General features: G+C 61.9%; 18 protein-coding genes. 15 read left to right on the top strand and 3 right to left on the bottom strand.

Annotated features, from left to right (window positions below; all coding sequences use genetic code 11):
• Nucleotides 1-157: 157 nt before the first annotated feature.
• From HDF09_RS13215 to HDF09_RS13205, 3 genes are all read left to right on the top strand, one after another.
• Nucleotides 158-1,618 (top strand): GH1 family beta-glucosidase, encoded by a 1,461-nt coding sequence (locus tag HDF09_RS13215; protein WP_183766978.1) that lies wholly within the window; start codon nt 158-160, stop codon nt 1,616-1,618.
• Between the two features lie 612 nt (nt 1,619-2,230).
• Entirely contained in the window at nt 2,231-4,030 is a 1,800-nt protein-coding gene (gene rimO / locus HDF09_RS13210) for a 30S ribosomal protein S12 methylthiotransferase RimO (RefSeq protein WP_311719499.1), read from the top strand.
• Between the two features lie 254 nt (nt 4,031-4,284).
• A complete protein-coding gene (locus HDF09_RS13205) occupies nt 4,285-4,515 on the top strand; it encodes a hypothetical protein (RefSeq protein ID WP_183766976.1) in 231 nt (76 codons plus the stop codon).
• A gap of 18 nt (nt 4,516-4,533) precedes the next feature.
• On the opposite strand, the gene HDF09_RS13200 is transcribed toward HDF09_RS13205, so the two are convergent.
• Nucleotides 4,534-5,343, bottom strand: coding sequence for a hypothetical protein (locus HDF09_RS13200; RefSeq protein ID WP_183766974.1), 810 nt, complete (start codon nt 5,341-5,343; stop codon nt 4,534-4,536).
• Nucleotides 5,344-5,434: 91 nt separating this feature from the next.
• Between HDF09_RS13200 and HDF09_RS13195 the strand changes: the two genes are divergently transcribed.
• The 11 genes from HDF09_RS13195 to HDF09_RS13145 all read left to right on the top strand — a co-directional run bounded on the left by HDF09_RS13195 (nt 5,435) and on the right by HDF09_RS13145 (nt 14,653).
• Complete coding sequence (locus HDF09_RS13195) at nt 5,435-5,674, top strand: DNA gyrase inhibitor YacG (RefSeq protein ID WP_183766972.1); 240 nt, start codon at nt 5,435-5,437, stop codon at nt 5,672-5,674.
• Nucleotides 5,674-6,183, top strand: a complete 510-nt coding sequence (locus HDF09_RS13190; protein ID WP_183766970.1) for a phosphatidylglycerophosphatase A family protein — start codon at nt 5,674-5,676, stop codon at nt 6,181-6,183. Before HDF09_RS13195 ends, HDF09_RS13190 begins: the two co-directional genes overlap by 1 nt.
• A gap of 60 nt (nt 6,184-6,243) precedes the next feature.
• A complete protein-coding gene (locus HDF09_RS13185) occupies nt 6,244-7,317 on the top strand; it encodes a Vgb family protein (RefSeq protein ID WP_183766968.1) in 1,074 nt (357 codons plus the stop codon).
• A 173-nt stretch (nt 7,318-7,490) separates the two neighbouring features.
• Nucleotides 7,491-9,299, top strand: coding sequence for an ATP-binding protein (locus tag HDF09_RS13180; RefSeq protein ID WP_183766966.1), 1,809 nt, complete (start codon nt 7,491-7,493; stop codon nt 9,297-9,299).
• A gap of 75 nt (nt 9,300-9,374) precedes the next feature.
• Nucleotides 9,375-9,842 (top strand): cupin domain-containing protein, encoded by a 468-nt coding sequence (locus tag HDF09_RS13175; protein ID WP_183766964.1) that lies wholly within the window; start codon nt 9,375-9,377, stop codon nt 9,840-9,842.
• A gap of 88 nt (nt 9,843-9,930) precedes the next feature.
• A complete protein-coding gene (locus tag HDF09_RS13170) occupies nt 9,931-11,202 on the top strand; it encodes a competence/damage-inducible protein A (RefSeq protein WP_183766963.1) in 1,272 nt (423 codons plus the stop codon).
• Nucleotides 11,203-11,280: 78 nt separating this feature from the next.
• Nucleotides 11,281-11,889 carry a glycerol-3-phosphate 1-O-acyltransferase PlsY gene (plsY, locus tag HDF09_RS13165; RefSeq protein ID WP_183766961.1) on the top strand — a complete coding sequence of 203 codons (609 nt, stop codon included), beginning with the start codon at nt 11,281-11,283 and terminating at the stop codon, nt 11,887-11,889.
• Between the two features lies 1 nt (nt 11,890).
• Entirely contained in the window at nt 11,891-12,883 is a 993-nt protein-coding gene (locus HDF09_RS13160; protein ID WP_183766959.1) for an NAD(P)H-dependent glycerol-3-phosphate dehydrogenase, read from the top strand.
• A gap of 313 nt (nt 12,884-13,196) precedes the next feature.
• Nucleotides 13,197-13,349, top strand: a complete 153-nt coding sequence (locus HDF09_RS20515) for a hypothetical protein (protein ID WP_221270131.1) — start codon at nt 13,197-13,199, stop codon at nt 13,347-13,349.
• A 70-nt stretch (nt 13,350-13,419) separates the two neighbouring features.
• Nucleotides 13,420-13,662 carry a hypothetical protein gene (locus HDF09_RS13150; RefSeq protein ID WP_183766955.1) on the top strand — a complete coding sequence of 81 codons (243 nt, stop codon included), beginning with the start codon at nt 13,420-13,422 and terminating at the stop codon, nt 13,660-13,662.
• Between the two features lie 49 nt (nt 13,663-13,711).
• Nucleotides 13,712-14,653 (top strand): ketopantoate reductase family protein, encoded by a 942-nt coding sequence (locus HDF09_RS13145; protein WP_183766953.1) that lies wholly within the window; start codon nt 13,712-13,714, stop codon nt 14,651-14,653.
• 162 nt (nt 14,654-14,815) lie between these two features.
• On the opposite strand, the gene HDF09_RS13140 is transcribed toward HDF09_RS13145, so the two are convergent.
• Nucleotides 14,816-15,283 carry a pyridoxamine 5'-phosphate oxidase family protein gene (locus HDF09_RS13140; RefSeq protein WP_183767206.1) on the bottom strand — a complete coding sequence of 156 codons (468 nt, stop codon included), beginning with the start codon at nt 15,281-15,283 and terminating at the stop codon, nt 14,816-14,818.
• A 278-nt stretch (nt 15,284-15,561) separates the two neighbouring features.
• Here HDF09_RS13140 and ftsY point away from each other — a divergent pair, with 278 nt between their 5' ends.
• Nucleotides 15,562-16,563 carry a signal recognition particle-docking protein FtsY gene (ftsY, locus tag HDF09_RS13135; protein ID WP_183766951.1) on the top strand — a complete coding sequence of 334 codons (1,002 nt, stop codon included), beginning with the start codon at nt 15,562-15,564 and terminating at the stop codon, nt 16,561-16,563.
• A 143-nt stretch (nt 16,564-16,706) separates the two neighbouring features.
• Here the strand turns inward: ftsY and HDF09_RS13130 are convergent, their stop codons facing one another.
• Complete coding sequence (locus HDF09_RS13130; protein WP_183766949.1) at nt 16,707-19,415, bottom strand: beta-glucosidase; 2,709 nt, start codon at nt 19,413-19,415, stop codon at nt 16,707-16,709.
• Nucleotides 19,416-19,787 lie beyond the last annotated feature (372 nt).

Here is a 19,787-nt window from a genome sequence, read left to right as displayed (position 1 = left end):
GCTAGTTTAGCACTTCAAACCCGAACTGTGCTCACGCGGCTATCTCCCTCTGGTGCAAAACTTCGCGGAGTATCTTTCAGCAGATCTTTTCGCCCGCGGTCGTTGTCATCTCTTGTTTGAAGCAGCTACAATTTTTGGCATATCACGAGGGTTTATTTTGCTCAATCGATTTAGCCGCCGCACCTTCGCCCGTCTGCTTGGATCCGCCGCACTCGCCCCCACCGCACTTACAACCATCGCCACCCCAGCCTCGGCCGAAGTCACTCCCTCCGCACCTGCTGCGCGAACCTTCCCCCAAGGCTTCCTCTGGGGCTCTGCCACCGCCTCCTATCAGGTCGAAGGCGCCGTCAACGAAGACGGCCGCGGCCCCTCCATCTGGGACACCTTCTCCCACCTTCCAGGCAAGGTCAAAAACGGAGACACCGGCGACGTCGCCAACGACCACTACCATCGCTACAAGGAAGACGTGCAGCTGATGAAGGCGCTCGGGCTCAAGACCTACCGCTTCTCCGTTGCATGGCCGCGCGTCTTTCCGCAAGGCACAGGCACGCCCAATCCCAAGGGCCTCGACTTCTACAACCGCCTCATCGACGAGCTGCTCGCAGCCGACATCCAGCCCTACTGCACGCTCTACCACTGGGATCTCCCGCAGGCGCTCGAAGACAAGGGCGGCTGGCAGTCGCGCGACACCTCCGAGGCCTTCGCCAACTACGCCGGCTACGTCGCCGGGCATCTCTCCGACCGCGTCAAGTACTTCATGACCCTCAACGAGATGAGCTCCTTTGTCAACGGATACGCCACCGGCCGTCACGCTCCCGGCCTCAAGCTTCCACCCGCCGGCGTCAACCAGGTTCGGCATCACGCGGTGCTCGCCCACGGCCTCGGAGTACAGGCCATCCGCGCCCACGCTAAGCCCGGCACCAGGGTCGGCCTCGCAGAAAACATCAGCGCCTGCGTCCCCATCATCGAAACGCCGGAGCACATCGCCGCCACCGCCAAAGCCATGCGCGAGGTCAACGCCGGATATCTCACCGTCATCATGGAAGGCCGCTATACCGACGCCTACCTCGCGCACGCCGGAGCCGACGCGCCCAAGTTCACCGACGCCGACATGAAGGCCATCGGCACACCCGTCGACTTCGTCGGCCTCAACATCTACACCCCCACCTACATCCGCGCCGACGACTCCCCCGCCGGCTTCGCCCGCATCCCCTCGCCCGACTCCTACCCGCACATGATGAGCCCCTGGCTCCACGTCGGCCCCGAGGCGCTCTACTGGGGACCGAAGCTCGCCGCGCAGCTCTGGAACATCAAGGAGATCTACATCACCGAAAACGGAGCCTCTTCAACCGACGTCCTCACGCCCGATGGCCACGTCTACGACTCCGACCGCGTCATGTACCTCCGCAACTACCTCACGCAGCTTCATCGCGGAGTCTCCGAGGGCGTTCCCGTCCGTGGCTACTTCCTCTGGAGCCTGATGGACAACTTCGAGTGGGCCGACGGCTACGCCTACCGCTTCGGCATCCACTATGTAGACTTCGCAACGCAGAAGCGCACGCCCAAGGAAAGCGCCCACTTCTACCGCGAAGTCATCGCCCGCAACGGCCTCGCCTGAAAACTATCCTGCCGGACGGGCCTCCTGCGCGGAGTGCGGTCACTTCGTGACGCGTACACCTTGTCTAGGCAAATTAGCGACCCGAGGCCCGAGCGATGCTCGGGAAGAGAAATCTCACGTCGACTAACGGGAGGCCCCATGCAGCGAACCGATCAAGACCGGTATACAAGTCACGAAGTGACCGCGCCGCGCGTAGCGGGCCCGTCCGGCAGGACAAAGTCTTCGAGAAGATTTATCTTCCAAACCAGACGCGTTTTACGCCACAATCCACGCTGTCAAGCCCCATTCGACGCTATCCAACTCATAAGGAAGCAGATCCGCGTGGCACATTAGTTCCACGCCAACAACTATCATAAGAAGAAGGAGAAAAAGCCCCGGACAGATTCCTGGGGCTTTTTCGCAGATCAAAGGAAAGATCCGAAGACGACACAACCCAAGCAGAATGAAGACTTTGCAACGAGGCGCGCAATAAAATCAATACTTTACCTCAACAGTGAACACCAGGTACGCGCATAACCCTAAAAGAATGAAGACTTTGACACTAAAACGCAGGGTGGGAGATACCCGCACAGAGAGCACAGGAAGCAGGTAAAGTTGCTAAACTATAAGACTGTGACCAATCTGGCAACCATCGAAGCCGAACCTCTCCAGGCTGCTGCGCCCCGCCCCAAGGTGGGCTTCGTCTCCCTCGGCTGTCCCAAAAACCTCGTCGACTCCGAAGTCATGATGGGCCTGCTCCACCACAACGGAGCCGAGCTCACTCCCCGCGCCGAAGACGCCGAGATCATCGTCATCAACACCTGCAGCTTCATCGACTCGGCCAAGCAGGAGTCGGTCAACACCATCCTCGAGATGGTCCAGCACAAGCAGCAAAATGGTGGAAAGGCCCAGCGCATCGTCGTCGCCGGCTGCCTGGTCGAGCGTTACCGCGACGAGATCCAGAAGAACATCCCCGAAGTGGACGCAGTCGTCGGCACCGGCGAGCTCGAAGCCATCCTCGCCGCAGCAGGCCTCACGCCCAGCGGCCACGCGCAGGCCAACTCGCCCTTCAACATCCTCCCGCAGGGCACGCCCGAGGCGACCATCCACACCCACGCCATCGGCATGTCCCAGACCGACGGCGAAGTCGCGCAGCTCGAAGCGACCAGCATGCAGCAGGCTGGACAGAATCTGATCGACCGTGCCCCCAGCGCCGTCTCCCAACACTCGCGCCCCCTCGCCGACCCCGAACACGACCGAGAGATCGCGCCGCAACTTCGCATCGTCCAGTCTCTCGCCGAAACAGGCACGACCCACGGCGACGAGCCGCTGAACCACACCGGCGACCACATCGCGCACCTGCCAGTCGGCATAGACCCCGGCAACACCAGCCGTCCCGAAGGCGACCTCCGCCAGCAGCAGGGGCGCTTCTCCCGCGAGTCATGGGACGGTGCCGCCGCAGCGCTGCCCGAGTATCTCTACAACGACGCCACCCCGCGCATCCTCACCACACCGCGCGCGTCGGCCTACATCAAGATCGCCGAAGGTTGCGATCACCCCTGCAGCTTCTGCATCATCCCGCAGCTTCGCGGCAAGTTCCGCTCGCGCCGCATGTCGTCGATCATCGCCGAGGCCGAAAACCTCATCAAGCAGGGCGTCCGCGAGATCACCCTCATCGGCCAGGACACCACCTGCTACGGCGAAGACCTCGGCTTCACCGACGGCCTTGCAACGCTGCTCGACGCCCTCGCCGTGCTCCCCGGCCTGCGCTGGCTGCGCTTCCTCTACACCTATCCCAACAAGGTCACCACGCGTCTGCTCGAGACGATGGCGAAGCACGACACCATCTCAAAGTACCTCGACGTCCCTCTGCAGCACGCCAGCGCCAGCGTCCTCAAAACGATGAAGCGCGGCGGCAACGCGCAGATCTTCCTCGACCTCATCGCCAAGGCCCGCCGCATCGTCCCCGGCATCGTCATCCGCACCAGCTTCATCGTGGGCTTCCCCGGCGAAACGGATGAGGACTTCAACGAACTCGCAGAGTTCGTGAAGAGAGCCCAGATCGACTGGCTCGGCGTCTTCACCTACTCCGACGAAGAGGGCGCCAAGGCCTTTGACCTTCCCGACGAAACAAAGGTCCCCAACCGCACCATCCAGGCCCGCCGTCGCAAGCTGATGAAGCTGCAACAAAAAATCAGCACCAAATCCAAAGCCGAGTGGGTAGGCCGCGAGATCGACCTCCTCGTCGAAGGCGAGTCGGAAGAGACCGAACTTCTCTGGGAGGGCCGCACCTCGCTCCACGCCCCCGAGATCGACGGCAAGGTCTTCATCAACGACTTCGGCCCCCACGAAACCCTCGTCCACGGCACCTTCTACCGCGCCGAGATCACCGAGTCCCACGACTACGACGTAGTCGCCCGCATCCTCGAATAAATCATCGGCATCCGTCGCCGCTCAAGATAGAATTACAAACACAGTGACTCTCACTCTGCAGCTACGGCGCTCGACCCAGCAAGGCACTCTGCCTCTGCTTGCCTGCTGCATCCTGTCCATCCCCGTCATTAGCTCGCTGATTACCACGCGTGGCGCGCCGTAGAGCTTCAGTCTCTCTGAAGTTCGAAGCCGCCACAGCGAAAGCTCTGGCGGCTTTTCTCTTTTTCCTCACAACCAATCCAAGAGGAGTAAGCATGAGATGGACATTTCAAATCACCGCCGCCTCAAGACCAAGAGTTCTCATGCGACTGGTTCAGATCTTCGATCAGCAATCGCTGGTCATCCGTTCGCTCGAACTCGTTCTCCTCAACAACCGGGTCAAGATCAACCTGACCACCGAGGTCGAACTCGAGCTCGCGCGGCGCCTTCAGGCAAAGCTCTATCATCAGGTAGACATAGAAGACGTCGAGCTTCACGCAGGATAGTTTTCCTGCGTGGCCAAACTATCGCGAAGAAGCGACAACCTCCAGCAGCAGATTGTCTCCATCCCGCATCTCAAGCCTCTTGCCGACTCTGCTCAACGTAATCGTTCCCCGGGACGAGCTCAACGAAGTGCCGTTCTCAAAGCCGTACAGCCCCGAAGCCGTAGTCGAAAAGACCCCCATCGCTCGCGGCACAGAAGATCCCGTCGCACCCGCAGGCAGACTGTAGACGCCGTAGTAGTCAGCTCGTCCAACCGTCCGCAATCCGCTCCCGACCACAGACCCCACCCAGCCCGACCGGACCACCTGGTCGCCCCCCACCTGCGTCGTCGTCCAACTCGCCTCGCTCGAATTCCCACGGTCCGAGCCACCCTGCACCGGCAAGAACGTATCGCCCACCTGCACGAAGTTTGCAATCGCAATCGCTCTAGTCTTCATCCCAATCGTCTGCTTGTGATATCGCAAGCTGGTGAACACGATCGACAGAACCGATGGCAAGCCAGCCGTCCCATCTCCCGCCATCGATGCGACGACCTTGCCCTCCAACTCCGCGCCGCGATCGAGGTAGGTCCCCTCCGTCACTGGAACTCGCTGCGTCGTCTTAGCAACCACCGTCGATCCAACGCGTGTCTTCCCCGCACGCAGCGTTCTACCCAGCCGCACCGGCAACGTCACCCCTGCCGCCAGAGGTTCCAGAGTCGATACCGATACACTTCGCTGCGCACTCCCTGAAGCACTCGGCGGCACACCGAGAAGGAGCAAACTCGCCAGGAGGAGCCCCCCTGCCCGGCCTGCAGATAGATTCGTGCAGTAACGAAGCGCTCCCAGCATCCCAGTCTCTCCATCTGAAACAGTGTCTCGCCCACCTGAAACTTTAGATGCGCAGTTCGCATCCACCCATAGGAGTTAAAATAGAGTTGCTATGTCGAACAAATCTCCCGCTGCAAAGATCAAGACCCTCCGCTGCCCCACCTGCCGCAACATTGTCCTTGCCACCGGCGAAGACTTCCCCTTCTGCTCCGACCGCTGCCGCCGCATCGATCTCGGCAAATGGGCCAGCGGTGACTACAAGATCTCCACGCCCATCCAGGACCCCGATCTTCTCGAAGAGCTCGCCCGCTCCAACAAACACAATCGCCAGAACGACGACGACGTGAACTAGTGGCGAACTCCAACATCCAGACCCATCCGCCTTCCGAAAAGAAGACCCTCTGGGCGTGGGCCATCGGCACCTTCTTCGGAACAGGCCTGCTGAAGCCCGGCCCCGGCACCTACGGCAGCATCTCCGCCGTCCTGCTCTGGTACGCTGCGGCCCACCTCCTCCATCCGGCTCCAGTCGCGCTCGCGATCGGCACAACCATCGCCGCGATCCTCGCCACGCTCATCGGCATCCCCGCCGCCACCATCGTCGCCCACGAGTCCGGCCGCGAAGATCCCGGCCACGTCGTCATCGACGAGGTCGCCGGCCAGCTCATCGCCCTCATCGCCATCCCCGCCGACTGGCAACACGCCGCGATCTCGCTTCTACTCTTTCGCTTCTTCGATATCCTCAAGCCGCCGCCCATCCGCCAGCTCGAGCGCCTGCCCGGCGGTACCGGCATCATGCTCGACGACGTAGGTGCCGGCCTCTTCGCTCTCGCCATCGCGCAGCTCATTCACCTCTTTTTTTAGAAACCCCGTCCGGCAGGACACCTTGCACTCCTACCCACGCCGGTCTACGCTAAAACAGCCATGACCACACTTCGTTCGCTCCTGACCCCCGACAAGTCCGACACACCCGCACCGCATCTGGACCGCGTCAAGCCTCTCGCGGCCATGCCCGGCGGCGAGATCGAGGTTCACGGCGCACACCTCGAACCCCACGACACCCTCGTCCCGCGAGCGACCATCGGCGACATCTCAGCTCCACTTCTGCTTAGCCGTCCCACCCGCGCCACCATCCGCGTTCCCGAAGGAACCATCACCGGCGACCTGATCCTGCATCGCAGCGGCCAGTCCAGCAACCCGCTGACCGTGCGCGTCGCGGTGCCCATGGCGGAAAATCTCCACCCCGTCGCCAACCCCGCGGTCGACGCCGACGGCAACGTCTACGCCACCGTCTCCGGCTCGCGCGGCCAGGCCGTTCCCGTGTCGATCTTCCAAATCCAACGCGACTTCCAGATCCGGCCCTTCGTCCGCGACCTCATGAACGCCACCGGCCTCGCCTTCGGTCCCGACGGCTACCTCTACGCCAGCTCCCGCGCCGAGGGCACCGTCTATCGCATCTCCCCCGACGGCGCCATCTCCACCTACGCCGAAGGCATGGGCATCGCCACCGGCATCGCCTTCGACCGCGACGGCAACCTCTTCGTCGGCGACCGCTCCGGCACCATCTTCAAGATCAGCCGCGCCAGCATCGACGGCACCAGCGGCGAGATCTTCGTCTACGCCACACTCGAACCCAGCATCGCCGCCTACCATCTAGCCTTCAACGACGCCGGAACTCTCTTCGTCACCGGACCCACCACCTCCTCCAACCAGGTCATCCACGCCATCGACCGCGACGGCAACGCGACCGTCTTCTTCCAGGGACTCGGCCGCGCCCAGGGCATGGCCATCGACGTGGACGACAACCTCTACGTCGCCGCCAGCCTCCACGGACAGCGTGGCATTATCCGCATCGACCGCCACCATCAGGCCACTCTCGTCGTCTCCGGCAGCAACCTCGTAGGCCTTGCGTTCCTCGAGGACGGCAATGCGACGCTCGCCACCCGCGACGCTCTCTACCACGTAACCATGGACGTCGAAGGACGCAGACTCATCTAGCTTGTCCTCATACCGTTACGCGCAGCAACCACTGCTTCCATTATTGAGTGGGTGAAGCGTCGCCCTCGATCCTGTCGCCAGATCGACCCCGCATCGGTAAAATCGGTACTGACCAGGAATCCTCTACTCTGGACACGATCTGGGATGTGCAAGGCGTGCGTGAGGAAAATACTTTGGAATCGCGGCTTTACAACAGGCTCTTATTTCGGCTCCTCGCTCTACCCATTGCAGCACTTACCATTCTCGCTCTGGTCCTTGGATACGGGCTGCAACGTGTCGAAGAGAGCGCAGACGCCATCGACCGCGCCGACGTGGTCATTCTCCACGGCAACCGGCTGATCAGATTCATCCTCGATGAGGAGACTGGCCTGCGTGGATTTCTCCTCACCCGCAATCCCGTCTTCCTCGAGCCGTTACACTCCGCCGACCTGCAGATCGAGCCCGAGTTCGACACCCTCTACTCCCTGGTTCACCGCCCCGATCAAGTCGCCCGGCTGCACCGTCTTCAGGCCGACCACAAGCAGTGGGAGCTCACCGCCTATCACGAGATCGATTCCTTCCCGAAAGAGACAGCCGTCCTCGATCAGGATCTTCTCGAGCGCAAGCAGGAGATGGACAATCTACGCGCCCAGATGGAGGAGTTCCTGAACATCGTCATCGAGCGTCGCGCCGTCCGTTCCGCCGAAAATACCCTGGTCACTCGAAACGCCAGGATCATCCTTGTCCTCACCGCCGCGCTCATCGCTGCTCTTCTCGCGTGGGAGACGCGAAGAATCTTCCGCCTGCTCACCGCCGCCTACAACCAGCAGATCAAAGAGATCGAGCAACGCGGCGACGAATCCTACGCACGCGAGCAGTGGCTCAACACCACCATCCGAAGTATCGGAGACGCCGTCATCGCCTGCGACACCGCGGGCAATATCGTCTTCATGAACCTTGTCGCGGAACGGCTCACCGGCTGGAAGGAAGAAGAGTCCCACGGGGTCTCGCTGCACACCGTCTTCCCCATCTTCAACGAGGACACTCGCGCCGAAGTCGAAAATCCAGTCGACAAGGTGCGTCGCCTCGGCACCGTCGTCGGCCTGGCCAACCATACCTACCTTGTCTCCAAAGAGGGTACCGAGATCTGTATCGACGACAGCGGCGCACCGATTCGCGACAGCTCCGGTAAGATCATCGGCATCGTCCTCGTCTTCCGCGACATCACCGAGCGCCGCATGTCCGAGGGCGCGCTCATGCGTGCCGAAAAACTCGCCGCCGCCGGCCGTCTCGCCGCCTCGATGGCGCACGAGGTCAACAATCCTCTCGAAGGCCTCACCAACCTCGTCTACATCGCCCGCCGCTCCGACGAACTCGACGAGATTCGCCACCTCCTCTCGCAGGCAGAGAGCGAACTTACCCGCATCGCCCACATCACCCGCCAGTCGCTCGGCTTCTATCGCGAGACCTCCCTCGCCGAGCACTTCAAGCCCGCCACCGTCGTCCACGAGGTCAGCGACTTCTACCACCCCCGCGCCGCAGCTCTCGGCGTAACTCTCCTTGTCAACACCACCACCGAGCGTGAGGTTCTGGGCACCGCAGGAGAGCTTCGCCAGATCCTCTCCAATCTCATCGCCAACGGCCTCGACGCATGCTCTAAGGGAGACACCATCCGCCTCGAAGCAAGCGCGGCCACCGATCCCCGGGACTCCAGGCGTCCAGGCGTTCGCATCACCATCGCCGACACAGGACAAGGCATCCTCCCCGAGCACATCAACAGCGTCTTCGAACCCTTCTTCACCACGAAAAAAGAGACCGGCACCGGCCTCGGCCTGTGGGTCTCGCGCGAACTCGTCGAAAAGCACGGCGGCAGCCTGCGCGTTCGCTCGCGCACCATCACCCCACGATGCGGCACCGTCTTCTCCCTCTTCCTGCCCGTCCAGGGAGGGCGACCCCCAGCCACGGAACTCAACGGACATCAGCCAGAGAACAACCTCGCATAAGCATAATTAGCCGCGAGTGAATTACCCGCTGCGTCAGGCCCCGTGCGTCATCTTATGCATAGGGGGAGTTACCTCATGCCGAACAACACCGACCACGCCTCACCCGAAGACACCGCAGTCGCCGCCTCTGCAGCCGCCGTCTCTGCCGTCTTCGACATCCAGAAGATCGCCGCCAACTTTCCAGATCGCGCCGACACCATGCTGATCGACACTCGCCTCACCGACGAGCCGCACGCCAGCGCCCGTGTCTTTCGCGTCTACCGCCCAGTCACGGCGCACTATCACGCCACCTGCGACGAATACCTCTCCGTTCTCTCCGGCCGCGCAAAGTTCTTCCTCGGCGAAGCCCCACCCTTCGAGGTCGGCTCCGGCCAGCTCATCTTCTTCAAACAGGGCACCGTCCACGGCATTCCTGAGATCCTCGAAGAGCCATTCGTCGTCCTCGCCGTCGACACCCCGCGCCGCGATCCCAGCGACGTCCACTTCGTAGACCCCGCCGACGGCACGCCCGAAAGCTTCCTCGAAAGCAAGCGCCTGTACTGAATCTCCACAAAACTCACGCGTCAACCCATATCATCATTGACAGAATTCACCGAGCCACACGCAAAGCCTGGAAGGCCCACCACCCCTCATGATCGCTGAAATCATCGCTGTCGGCTCCGAGATGCTCACGCCCCACCGTCAGGACACCAACTCCCTCTACCTCACCGACGGCCTCAACGACCTCGGCGTCCAGGTCGCCTTCAAGACCATCGTCGGCGACAATCTCTCCCACCTCACCAGCGCCGCCTCCATCGCCATCGCACGCGCCGACATCGTCGTCTTCTCCGGCGGCCTCGGCCCCACCGAAGACGACCTCACCCGCGAAGCCGTCGCCGCCGCACTCAACCTCACGCTGCGCTCCGACCCCGCCATCCTCACCCAGCTCTACAAGCGCTTCGCCGCCCGCCAGATGGTCATGCCGCCCAACAACGCCAAACAGTCCGACGTGCTCGACGGCGCCACCGTCCTCGACAACCCCACCGGCAGCGCCCCAGGCCAGTTCCTCGACATCACCGTCCTCGACGCCAGCGGCCAGCCTATCCGCAAGATCGTCATCCTCCTCCCCGGCCCACCCAGAGAGCTAAAGCCTCTCTTCGACACCGAAGTCAAACCCCGCCTCGCCGCCGCTCTCCCCCCGCGCCATCTCGCCAAGCGCCTCCTCCGCATGGCCCTCATCCCCGAGTCGCACGTCGACGCCAGAACCGCCCCCATCTACCAGCAATACCCCGACGTCGAGACCACCATCCTCGCCGGCTCAGGCGAGATCCAGCTCCACTTCCTCTGCGCCAAACCCACCCTCGCCGAAGCCCAGCAACGCGTCGACGAGCTCACCGAAAAGATCGAAGCCGAGATGGAAGACTCGATCTTCTCCTCGCACGGCGAATCCCTCGAAGAGGTCGTGCTCCTCAACCTCGGCCTTCGCGACCTCACCCTCGCCACCGCGGAAAGCTGCACCGGCGGCCTCCTCGCCCAGCGGCTCACCGCCATCGCCGGCAGCTCGCGTTACTTCCTCGGCGGCGCAGTCGTCTACAGCGACGCACTCAAGACCACCTTTGCCGGCGTTCCCTCCGAACTCGTCGCCACCAAGGGCCCCGTCTCCCCCGAAGTAGCGCGCGCCCTTGCCGAAGGTATTCGCACTCGCACGGGAGCCTCACTCGGCATCTCCATCACCTGCATCGCAGGCCCCGGTCCCGGCGCTCCCGGCCCCGACGCCGAAAAACCCATCGGCCTCGTCTACATCGCACTCGCCAGCGCCCAGAACACCCAGGTCAAAGAGCTCAATCTCCGCGGCGACCGCGAGATGATCCGCTGGTGGGCCAGCCAGAACGCCCTCGAGCTGATCCGCCACCACATCCTCTAGCCTGAGCTCACACTCGAGCCGCACCCACACGCCGTAAGACCATTCTCATCTGCACTTGCTAAACTCATTCGGACGACAATGAACCCCTGGCTCCTCTCCATTCCGCTCGCCTACCTCCTTGGGTCCATCCCCTTCGGCTATCTGCTCGTAAAAATCTTTCGCCACGAAGACATCCGCGCCACCGGCAGCGGAAACATCGGCGCCACCAACGTCGCCCGTAGCGGAGCCAAAGGCCTCGGCATCGCCACGCTCCTGCTCGATGCCGGCAAATCCTTCCTCGCAGTAAAAATCGCCCTGCATCTCGCGCCCGGCAACTACGACCTCGCCGTCATCACCGCCGTCGCCGCCATCCTCGGACACGTCTTCCCCATCTGGCTCGGCTTCCGCGGCGGTAAAGGCGTCGCCAGCGCTCTCGGCGTCATCCTCGCCCTCAGCCCCGCCACTGCAGCCTGCACCTTCGGCATCTTTCTGGTCGTCTTCCTCCTCACCCGCTACGTCTCTCTCGCTTCGATGATCGGCTCCGCCACCTTCCCGCTCTTCGGCCTCTACTTCCTGCCGCAACGAACTCCCCTCGTCATCGCCGGCCTCATCTTCATTCCGCTTCTCGTCATCGTCAAGCACCACCAGAACATTCGCCGCCTCCTTAGCGGCACCGAGAGCCGCTTCGGCAAGAAAAAGGGAGAGTAGCATGAGCCGAATCGCCGTCCTGGGTGCAGGTGCCTGGGGTACCGCCCTCGCCCTCTCCCTCGCCCGTCGCGGAGGACACCAGATCCTCCTCTGGTCTCACTCCCCCGCCCTCGCCGATCAGCTCAGCGACGCCGGCGAAAATCTGCTCTACCTCCCCGGCTTCACCCTGCCCGTCGACATCCACGTCACCTCCGACCTCCCACGCGCCATCTTCGAGGCCAACATCCTCCTCTGCGTCACCCCCTCGCAACACCTTCGCGGCGTCCTCACCCACATCGCTCCCCTACTCACCCGCGATCAGATCATCCTCAGCGCCAGCAAAGGCATCGAAGAGACCAGCTTCCTCCGCATGTCGCAGGTCGTCGCCTCGGTCACGCGGAACCCCTTCGCCGTCCTCAGCGGCCCCTCCTTCGCGCAGGAGGTCGCCGCCGGCATGCCCACCGCAGTCGTCGTCGCCTCCGAAGTCCCCACCGTCGCCCAGACCATCCAGCGCGACTTCACCTCGCCCAGCCTGCGCGTCTACACCAACGAGGACGTCCCCGGCGTCGAACTCGGCGGCTCGCTCAAAAACGTCATCGCCCTCGCCGCCGGCGTCGCCAACGGCCTCAACCTCGGCCACAACTCCTCCGCCGCCCTCATCACGCGAGGCATCGCCGAGATGACCCGCCTCGCCGTAGCCTGCGGCGGCCGCCGTCAAACCCTCGCAGGCCTCTCCGGCGCAGGCGACCTCATCCTCACCTGCACCGGCTCTCTCTCGCGCAACCGCGCCGTCGGCATCGAACTCGGCCGCGGCCGCCAGCTTCCCGAGATCATCGCCGGCCTCAACGGCAAAGTCGCAGAAGGCGTCCGCAGCACCGCCGCCGCCCTCGGCCTCGCCGCACGCTACGCCGTCGAGATGCCCATCACCCAGCAGGTCGACGCCATCCTCCACCACAACAAGAGCCCCAAAGAGGCCATCCGCGAACTGATGGCCCGCCCAGGCCGCGACGAATAGCCTCTGCAGATGTGCAAGCCTAATTCTCCTTCCGACCAGCGGGAGGACCGAAGCTACCAGCCCGCCGAGAAAAGTTATACAAGTCACGAAGTGACCGCACGAATCGGGGTCCCCACGAACAGGTCTTCGTTCGTGGGGTGGCAAGCGCAGGCGGCCCGTCCGGCAGGACGCCAGCCATATCTTCATCCGCAGCTGGCACGCACGCCGTTTTGCGCCTAAGCTGGTACGCATGCATGATCACGAGCATGATCACGAGCACGATCACGAGCACGGACACATCCCTCCCCCGGACCTTCCCCGACACAAGACCTACATGGGATTCCGTCCGCACATCTTCATCGGCGGCCTCGTCCTCATTGCAATCCTCTTCCTCTATCTCCTCCTGCTCGTGCGCCCCACACTGTGGCCGTCTCCGGCCCACACTGAACCCGCTCCAACCTCCACTTCCACCCCGGCACCGAACTAACCGCACCGTCACGCACCCGAATCGCGTCAGCCATGCAAATCCAACTGCCAGTCAATGCATCCAACACCTCATGAGCCAACCGCAACCCTCCAACAGCGACCCCCATCCTGAAGAACGAACCAGCGACTCCTCCTTCCTTCCCGTCGTCATCGCCTTCGCCGTGGCAATTCTCGTCATCATGGTCGCGGCCATCATCTTCATCAAGACAAGACAGACCAAAGCCATCCCCAACCCAAAGGAACCGCACCCAACCTCGCAGGTCATGCCAGCCGGCCCATCGATCAACCCGGCCGACGCGATCAGACTAAGCTGAGACACACTCTGGCCTGAACACGCTGTCTCGAAAACTACAAGGAACAAGCATGAAGATTCTCGTCGTCGGTGCTGGTGCTGTAGGAGGTTACTTCGGAGCACGTCTCGTGCAGGCCGGCCGCGACGTCACCTTCCTCGTCAGACCCGCTCGAGCGCAGCAGCTCCAACGCGACGGCCTCCGCATCCTAAGCCCGCACGGCGACGTCACCCTCAAACCGAAGACCGTTACAAGCAGCGAGATCGCCAATCCGTACGACCTCATCTTTCTTAGCGTAAAAGCCCAGCCACTCGATCAGGCGATCAAAGACATGAAGCCCGCCGTCGGCCCGGACACGATGATCTATCCCGTCCTCAACGGCATGCGCCACATCGACTCGCTCGTCCACAGCTTCGGCGACAAGGCCGTCCTCGGCGGCGTCTGCATGGTCTCCACAGATCTCGACGAGCAGAGCCGCATCGTGCAGATCACCCCCATGCAAAAGCTCATCTACGGCGAGCGCAGCGGAGGGATCACCGAGCGCAGCGGAGAACTCACCGAGCGCATTCGCGCACTCGACAAAGCACTCCGCGACGCAAGCTTCGACACGGAGCTCTCCCTCAACATCACCCAAGCCATGTGGGACAAGTGGGTCATCATCGCCTCTCTCGGCCTCATCACCTGTCTGCTCGGCGGTCCCATCGGTGAGATCAACCGAGTCCCCGACGGCGAACAGACCGCGCTTCAGGCGCTCGACGAGTGTGCCGCCATCGGCAAAGCCTGCGGCTTCCCCACCCCGCAACCGCTGCTCGAAAACATTCGCAAACAAGCCACCATGAAAGACTCGCAGTTCACCTCGTCCCTGTATCGCGATCTGCAAAAAGGCGCTCCCGTCGAAGCCGACACCATCCTCGGCGACCTGCTCGACCACGGCCACGCCCACCACCTCGAAACACCTCTGCTCCAGGCCTGCTGCGTCCGCCTCCGCGTCTACCAGAACTCCCTAAAGCACTAGCGGTCGCCCACACCCACCCGGCTCAGCACGTCTAAGGTGGTTCCGCTGTGGGAATATAAGGAATTTGTAACATCTATAGAACTTATTTATTCGTCACCTCGAACCGAAGTCGCGCACTCTCATCGCGCGACGACGCAGTGGAGAGATCGCTGTATTTCGTCTTTACCTCTGCGATCGCTTGTCCTCTCCACGCGGAAACCGCTTTTTACTCAAATCAAACACCATCTCCTCGATCAACGGAGGTCGCTGATCAAAGTCGCTGAACCGAATCCATCGCGGACGGACAACAAAGTACACCAGCCCCGGCCAGCTCTGACGACTCACCCCATCCGGCCACGCGGAGAAGTAGACACTCTTGTACCGCATCAGCTCCTCGCCCACCGGCAAAAACGCCTCACCTTCCAACTGCACCGTCTTCTCTCCCTCCCATCCCACCACCAGGGAGGCCTTTGGATTCGAAGTAAGGTTCCTGTACTTGCGTGTGCTGTTCAGAGTATCGAAGACAATCTCAAGATCTTCCGTCACTGCTATCCCCACAAGCGCAGACTGGGGCGCACCCTCCGCCGAGATGCTTCCCACCACCCCCAGCGTGTGACCTGCGAGGAACCCGTAAAGCTCCGCCTTCGTCATAATCGTCAACGATTCGTCATCATCAACGATAAGCCCGCCACCGCAAAAGTCAACGATCCAAAGCGACTCCGAGGCAGACGCTTTTCATCTCCCTTACTATCTGTACTTTTTTGAAGTCGTCATCCTGACCCTGATCGTAGTCGAATGGGGAAGGATCCCTGTATTTCGTACTTGCTCAATCGACCAGTAGCAAAATACGCCTACTTTGACCTTGCGCTAAAGAGTATTGAACACTGGCGATTCGGCCATACGTCCAACATTGCTAAACTAACAACAGCATGGCTTTTTCTCTCTTCGGCAAACGCGACAAATCCGACCAGCAGCCCGACCAGCCCACCGCAGTAGCTCCAGAGCCGCAGGAGTCAAAGCGCGGACTCTTCGACCGCATGAAGCAGGCGGTCACCCGCACCCGCGAGAGCTTCTCCGAGTCCATCAGCTCCGTCATCGCCCTCACCCGCGAGGTCGATGAGACCACCCTGGTCAACCTCGAGCCTCTCCTGCTCGCCGCCGACCTCGGCGCCCCCACCACCGCCCTCGTCATGGAAAACCTTCGCCAGCGCGCCCTCCGCGTCGGCATCCAGGGCGGCGACGACCTCAAGCGTCTCCTCAAAGCCGAACTCAAGCAGGTCCTCGACAACGTAGCCCGCCCCATCACCCACCCCGCCACGCCGCCCGAGGTCATCATGATGGTCGGGGTCAACGGCACCGGCAAGACCACCACCACGGGCAAGCTGGCCGCGCACTTCACCGCGCAGGGCCGCACCGTCCTGCTCTGCGCCGCCGACACCTTCCGCGCCGCCGCGATCGAACAGCTCGAAGTCTGGGCCCAGCGCTCCGACGTTCAGATCATCAAGACCAAACAAGGCGGCGACCCCTCCGCCGCCCTCTACGACGCCTGCGCCGCCGCCAAAGCCCGCAACACACAGATCCTCATCGTCGACACCGCTGGCCGCCTCCACACCAAGACCGACCTGATGAAGGAGCTAGACAAGATGCGCCGGACGGCAGAGAAGTTGGTGCCCGGCGCCCCGCACCAGACCCTCCTGGTCATGGACGCAACGACAGGTCAAAATGGTTTGACCCAGGCCCGTCTCTTCACAGAAGCCGCCCACGTCACCGGCATCGTCCTCACGAAACTCGACGGCACAGCCAAGGGCGGCATCGTCCTGGCCATAGCAACCGAACTGAAACTCCCAGTCGTCTACGCAGGCATAGGCGAAAAGCTCGAAGACATCATCCCCTTCGACAGCGCCAGCTTCGTCGATTCCCTGCTCGACTAAGCAGTCCTCTCCGACCAACGGGAGGACCCAAGCAGAAAATCAAAGCCATAAAAGGTATACACGTCACGAAGTGACCGCCCTCCGCGCAGGAGGCCCGTCCGGCAGGACAAGCATTTAGCAGTCCCGCCGAACAGGCCGTAGCGCTACCTCTCCGCAGCCAGCTTCAAATCCCGCGAAGACGACCCCACCCGCACCCGCCGCGCATCCGACCGAACCCACTTCTTCTCCGCAACCGACCAGTACTCCAGCGCACGCGGCGACACATGCATCGTCACATCCTTGCTCTCACCCGGAGCCAGCGTCACGCGATCAAACGCCGCCAGCGTCTTCGGCGCAAACTGCACACCATCGGGTTGCTGCTCCGGAGCATCCAGGTACACCTGCGGTACTTCATCACCTGCAACCACACCTGTATTCTTCACCCGCACTGAAACATCCAGTCCGTTATCCGCAGCCTTCGCCACCTTCAGATCCGAGTACGCAAAGCTCGTATACGAGAGCCCGAACCCAAACGGAAACAGCGGCTCGATCTTCTGCTTATCGAACCAGCGATACCCAACATCCACGCCCTCGGAGTACGTCGTCTTCCCATCCACACCCTTATCCGACCGCTCCGGATGCGCCGGATCATTCGCCGCATAGTCCGTCAGCTGCTTCGCCCACGTAAACGGCAGCCGCCCAGCCGGACTCACCTTGCCCAGCAGAACATCAGCCGTAGCCCATCCGCCTTCATCCCCCGGCCACCACATCTGCAGCACGCCCTTCACCTTGCCCAGCCACGGCATCGCCACCGGCTGGCTCACATTCATCACCACAATCGTGTTCGGATTCACGGCCGCAATCTCATCCACGAGCTTGTCCTGCTCCCCCGGCAGCGCGAAGTCAGGCTTCCCTCGCGTCCACACAAACACCACCGCCGTATGCGCCTTCTTCGCCGCGTCGATAGCAGCCCTGTGATTGCTCTCCCGCAGCTCCGGCGTCGTCCAGTTCAACCGAATCTGCTCCGGCTTATTCGAAGTATCGCTGCTCGCCATCACCGTAATCGAGTGCGGCCCCGCCGTCAGCTGCACCGCACGCCGAACATTGTCCAGCCCATCGGTCGTCGGAAATCCATTATCCTGCGTCGCATACTGCACATCGCCATGCACCGTGCCCTTCGCCGCACCCGTCTGTCCAATACGCTTGCCATCGATCATCAACCTTCCACGCGCACCCAGTACCTGCAGGTACATCCAGTACTCCCCCGCGCTCGGCACCGTTAGCGTTCCCTTCCACGTCACCGTCTCGTTCGCAGGCAACGTCCTGCCGTTGCTATGCGTAAAGTCCAGCTGCGCATCCACTACCTTGCTGCCTCTGCTCTCAGTACGCAGCAGTCCCGGCTTGCCATCATGCGACAGCGTGGACGCAGGCACCGGCACACCAGTCATATCGTCGTCCACCGCATACATGATGTTGGCCTCCGGAAAGCCCTTCTTCAGCGCCACCATCGGACTAATCTGTCTCTCCGTAAGCCCCGGACTCCGCTCGCCGAACGTCCCAATCGCCGCAACCTGCCCCGCGCCCGGCCCAATCAGCGCCAGCGACTGCAAGTCGTCGTTCCCCAGAGGAAGCGCATGTTCATTCTTCAACAACACCGCCGCATCTTCGGCAGTCTTGCGAATCACCGCAGCATTCTCTTCCACATTCTGCGCCGTCACCGTATGCTTCTGCTTCCCATCCAGATAGCCGAACCGATCGATCTCATACAGCACCCGCCGAGCAGCAGCCGTAATCGTAGCCTCGGTCACCGTGCCGTTCTTCAGAGCCTCCCGCATCGTCGTCTTGTCGTTATCGCGCGGAAACCCGCCCAGGTCCAGCCCATTCGCCTGCGGCTCCTCAGGAATAGGCCCGCCAAGAATCCCCGCCAGAGCCTCCGGGTCGAGAGGCTTCACCGGCGTAGTGTCAGGCGGCGCCGTCACAAAATAATTGTTAATGAACGCCTTGAACGGACTATCCGCCTCCGCCGCTCCAGGCATCTCCATATCCAGCCCTTCGTTCAGAAACAGAACGCTATGCACGCCGCCCCAGTCCGAGGTCACAAACCCCTTGAACCCCATCTCCTCCTTCAAAATCGTCTTCAACGTATCGCTATTGCCGCAAGCAAACGGCCCATTGATGCGGTTATAAGAGCACATCACCGACGACACGCCTGCGCCAATCGCATCCACAAACGGAGCCGCATAAACCTCATGCAGCGTCTGCTGATCGATAAAGATGTTGTACGCATTCGAGTCGTACCCCACATAGTGCTTCGCCATCGCCATCACGCCCTGCGCCTGCGCCCCGCGAACCTCCGCCGCGCCCATCGCGCCACTCAGCATCGGGTCTTCGCCAAACGTGTTGTACGCGCGCGCAAACGTAATATCGCGGTCGATATTGATAAACGGTTGCAGCACCACATCGATGCCCAGCGACCGCGCCTCACGCCCAATCACCGCGCCATTGGCCTCCGCATCCTTCGCGCTGAAGGTCGCAGCAACACCCATCGTCGCCGTCTCGGCCTGCCCTGCCACCCTCGTCAACAGGCCCGGCGGCCCATCGGCCATCCGCAGCGAAGGAACATGCAGCCGCGGAACTCCCGGTAGATATCCCGCCTGTCCCTGATAAACAGAAGGATCCTCGAGCCCACCGCGAATCAGGTTCATCTTCTCTTCCAGCGTCATCTGCTTCAGCAGCCGGTCCACCCTGGCCTCATCCGCCTTCTCCGCCGGAACCGCCTGCGCCCACGAGGCAACAGACACAACGCTCAATGCACCCAGACAAAAAGCGACTGCAAGATACTTGGTCCGATACTTGCTCTTCTTCAAAGACATAGCCCGATATTCCTTCTCTCTCTGACTGAACCGTGTTCTTTTGCCGCCAACAGGAGAGCAAGAAGAAGCTCCCCCGAATGCCTGTCTACAATCCAGTTGCCTCATGCCGACCGAACGTCTTACACAACTCCAACCGCATAACATCCGAGTCTTCAGCAACAAAGCAAACTGCTTTTTTCAAGTTCGAGGATTGTAGCTGAAACGGCGTCGCTATGGTCTACGCCCAATCAAGGTGCGAGGGCATCTTCCGTTTAAATAGATCGAGGTTCAGCGCTCAGGTAGCTTTCAAGCTCCTGCGAGCCTCGCCCTTACGCCCGCCAAAATCAACAGAAGCGCGTTTGCCGGTATCAACCTGGCAAGACGCTTCAGGGC

Source organism: Edaphobacter lichenicola, from assembly GCF_014201315.1.
In the GTDB taxonomy this organism is placed as follows: domain Bacteria; phylum Acidobacteriota; class Terriglobia; order Terriglobales; family Acidobacteriaceae; genus Edaphobacter; species Edaphobacter lichenicola_B.
Note: the sequence above shows the minus strand (reverse complement) of the source record. Positions and strands in the feature narration are given on the sequence as shown.